Below are 3,339 nucleotides of genomic sequence, written 5' to 3' on the forward strand. Positions count from 1 at the left end.
GCACTTGGCGGACTTTCAATGCGCTTGCAAGCGCAGCTGGTAATAGCCCCTTCTAGGGGCAGAGCAAACCACCGGCTAAGCCGGTGGTCCTGATTGATTTTATTATTTGCCTTTTAAATTAAATACGATGATACTGCAAATGATGATGGCACCGCCAAGAAATGTACCCATATTGGGAACTTCCCGCAGAATCAGGAATCCCAGAATGGTAGAAAGCAGCGGGGTAACGAACATGAAGTTTGTTACTTCGCTGGTGCGATTTGCAAAAGACATTGCTTTGCCCCAAAGGAAGTAAGCAGCGGCACTTGGAAAAGCACCCAGATATACAAGTGCCAGAATATGGGACATGTCTGAAGCAGCCAATTGCTGAAATCCCTGTACAGACCAAAAGCCCAGAAGAAGCGCACCAAAAATCATGCTGTATGTGACGATTTCCAATGCGGTATAGCCTTTTGATGAAAGAAAACGGCTCATCATATTATAGCCAAAGAAGACAAGAGCAGCGCCCATTGTCCAGATCAATCCAATATTAATGGAAAAGACGCCATCCCAAAGCAAAAGTACCAAAACCCCCATAAAGGCAGTGGCAATGGTGATCCAACCAATGGTTTTGATTTTCTCATGATACACTTTTGCACAGCCGATAGCTGTTAAGATAGGGGTAAGGGCAACGATGATGCTGGAAGTTGCAGATGTCAATGTTTGAATACCCGTATTGAAAAAGATCATGTAGCCGGTGAAGCCCATTGCACCAGACAGTATGAAATAGGGAATATCCTTTTTTGCTGGAATACGGATGTGGCTGCATTTGCCGATGATGATCAAGAAGATGGCAGCAATGCTGCAGCGCAGAAATCCCAGAGGATTGGATGTAAATTGTTCCTGTACTACCTTCGTCAAAGGAAATGCTGATGCCCATAACAATACAGTACAAAAACTCAACAGAAAAACTTTATGTTTCGCTTGCACAATAACTCCCTCCTTTTATTGCTTATACTATACAACGAAACATGGGGAAGTACAAGAGGATTGTAAAATATTTTTTACGGTTGTTCGTTATTCTTTGTGCGGCGGTATGGAACCCTTGTTTCTGGGGCACTTACATTTCAATTTTTGAAGAAACGTGGAAGTTGTTACAGGAACATGATAAAATAAGAAAAAAGAGTGTAACGAATATTCAGAAATTTATTATTCAAACTAGATTTTTCATGGTAAAGGAGGCGACAAAATGGCTTTTTTGCCTGTCAGTAAAGAAGAAATGTTGGAAAGAGGTTGGGACAGACCTGACTTTGTTTATATTTGTGGGGATGCGTACGTAGATCATCCTTCTTTTGGTGCGGCAATTATTTGCCGCGTATTGGAAAGCCAGGGATATAAGGTGTGTTTTATTGCACAGCCTGATTGGAAGACAACGGAAGATTTCACACGTTTTGGAGAACCCAGACTGGCTTTTCTGGTAAGTGCGGGGAATATCGACTCCATGGTCAATCATTATACAGTGGCAAAGAAGAGAAGAAAAAAAGATTCTTACTCTCCAGGCGGAGAAATGGGACTGCGTCCTGATCGGGCTACCATTGTTTATTGCAATAAACTGCGGGAAGTTTATAAAAAGACACCAATCATCATTGGCGGAATTGAAACCAGTCTGCGCCGACTGAGCCATTATGATTATTGGGACAATAAAGTCCGCCGTTCCATACTGCTGGATAGCGGTGCTGATCTTCTTTTGTACGGTATGGGAGAACATCAGATTATTGAAATGGCGGATGCACTGGACAGCGGCATTCCTGTGGAGGAATTGACATTTTTGCGCGGCTCTGTTTACAAAACAAAAGATATTTCCAGAGCTTATGATTATATCATTTTGCCGAAATACAACGAAGTAAAACAGGATAAAATGAAGTATGCCGAAAGCTTTCTGATTCAGTATCAAAATACAGATGCTGTCATTGGCAAAACACTCATTGAGGAATATGACGAATGGACAGTGGTGCAAAATCCGCCTTCACTACCGTTGCAGACACAGGAACTGGATAAAGTGTATGCTTTGCAATTTGAACGGACATACCATCCTATGTATGAGGAAAAAGGCGGTATCCCTGCCATTGAAGAAGTAAAATTCAGTCTGGTCAGCAATCGAGGATGTTTTGGCAATTGTAATTTCTGTGCTCTGGCGTTCCATCAGGGGCGTGTCGTGACCGCAAGAAGCCATGATTCTCTTGTTGCCGAGGCAGAGAAAATCACAATGGATGAGAAATTTAAGGGGTATATCCACGACGTAGGTGGTCCCACTGCGAATTTTAGAAAGCCTGCCTGCAAAAAACAATTAAAGTATGGTGCATGTCGGGACAAGCAGTGCTTATGGCCTACGAAATGTGAAAACCTTGAAGTGGACCATCGGGATTATGTAAAATTGCTGCGGAAAATCCGGGAGATTCCGCGGGTGAAAAAAGTATTTATCCGTTCGGGTATTCGCTATGATTATCTGATTTATGATAAAGATGAAACCTTTTTCCGGGAACTTTGCAAATATCATGTCAGTGGACAGCTGAAAGTGGCACCAGAGCATGTTTCCGATAAAGTTCTGGCAAAGATGGGGAAACCCGGCGGAGATGTCTATCAGAGATTTGTAAAGAAATATCAGGAAATCAATCAGCGTTTGGGAATGGATCAGTATTTGGTACCTTATCTCATGAGCAGTCATCCCGGCAGTGATCTTCAAGCAGCCATTGAATTGGCGGAATATTTACGGGATATTCATCATATGCCGGAACAGGTGCAGGACTTTTATCCCACGCCGGGAACCCTTTCCACAGCAATGTATTATACCGGCATTGATCCGCGCACAAAAGAAAAGGTTTATGTACCCAAAACACCTCATGAAAAAGCCATGCAGCGTGCGCTGATGCAGTATCGCCTGCCGCAGAATTACGATCTGGTTTATGAAGCATTAAAATTGGCGCATAGAGAAGATTTGATTGGATTTGACTCTCATTGCCTGATTAGACCCAGACAAATGGGACAAAAGAAAATGGAGAACAAAACGGGACAAAGAACCAGCAATGCAGATGGCAGACCAATGGGCAGAAAAGAAGGAAAGGGAACAGCGCCTAAAAAGAAAACCATCCGAAATATCCATAAAAAGAAAAGCTAAGAAACATTAGATTTTATTTCTTCGTAAGAATTGGGAAAGCTGCATGTAGTATGTGATTTCAATAAAAGAAAATAGCCGGAACCACCTTTTTTGAACTGAACCCCATTTGTTAGACAGTATGATATACTGAATAACAAGTGGGGTGATTTTTATGCCAAAAGGAGTACCAAATAAACGATATACAC

General features: G+C 42.3%; 2 protein-coding genes. One reads left to right on the forward strand and one right to left on the reverse strand.

The features are described 5' to 3' along the window. Positions 1–102: 102 nt before the first annotated feature. Positions 103–969 (reverse strand): DMT family transporter, encoded by an 867-nt coding sequence (locus BUB35_RS17945; protein ID WP_072853973.1) that lies wholly within the window; start codon positions 967–969, stop codon positions 103–105. Between the two features lie 259 nt (positions 970–1,228). Here BUB35_RS17945 and BUB35_RS17950 point away from each other — a divergent pair, with 259 nt between their 5' ends. After that, the gene (locus tag BUB35_RS17950) at positions 1,229–3,154 is read left to right on the forward strand and encodes a YgiQ family radical SAM protein (RefSeq protein ID WP_072853975.1); all 1,926 of its coding nucleotides are present in this window, start codon (positions 1,229–1,231) and stop codon (positions 3,152–3,154) included. Positions 3,155–3,339: the final 185 nt, after the last annotated feature.

The organism is Anaerotignum lactatifermentans DSM 14214 (assembly GCF_900142265.1).
Lineage (GTDB): Bacteria > Bacillota > Clostridia > Lachnospirales > Anaerotignaceae > Anaerotignum > Anaerotignum lactatifermentans.

What these genes read in the sequence shown, in the direction of transcription:
- BUB35_RS17950 (WP_072853975.1), top strand. Translation starts at nt 1,229, where the DNA reads ATGGCTTTTTTGCCTGTCAGTAAAGAAGAAATGTTGGAAAGAGGTTGG.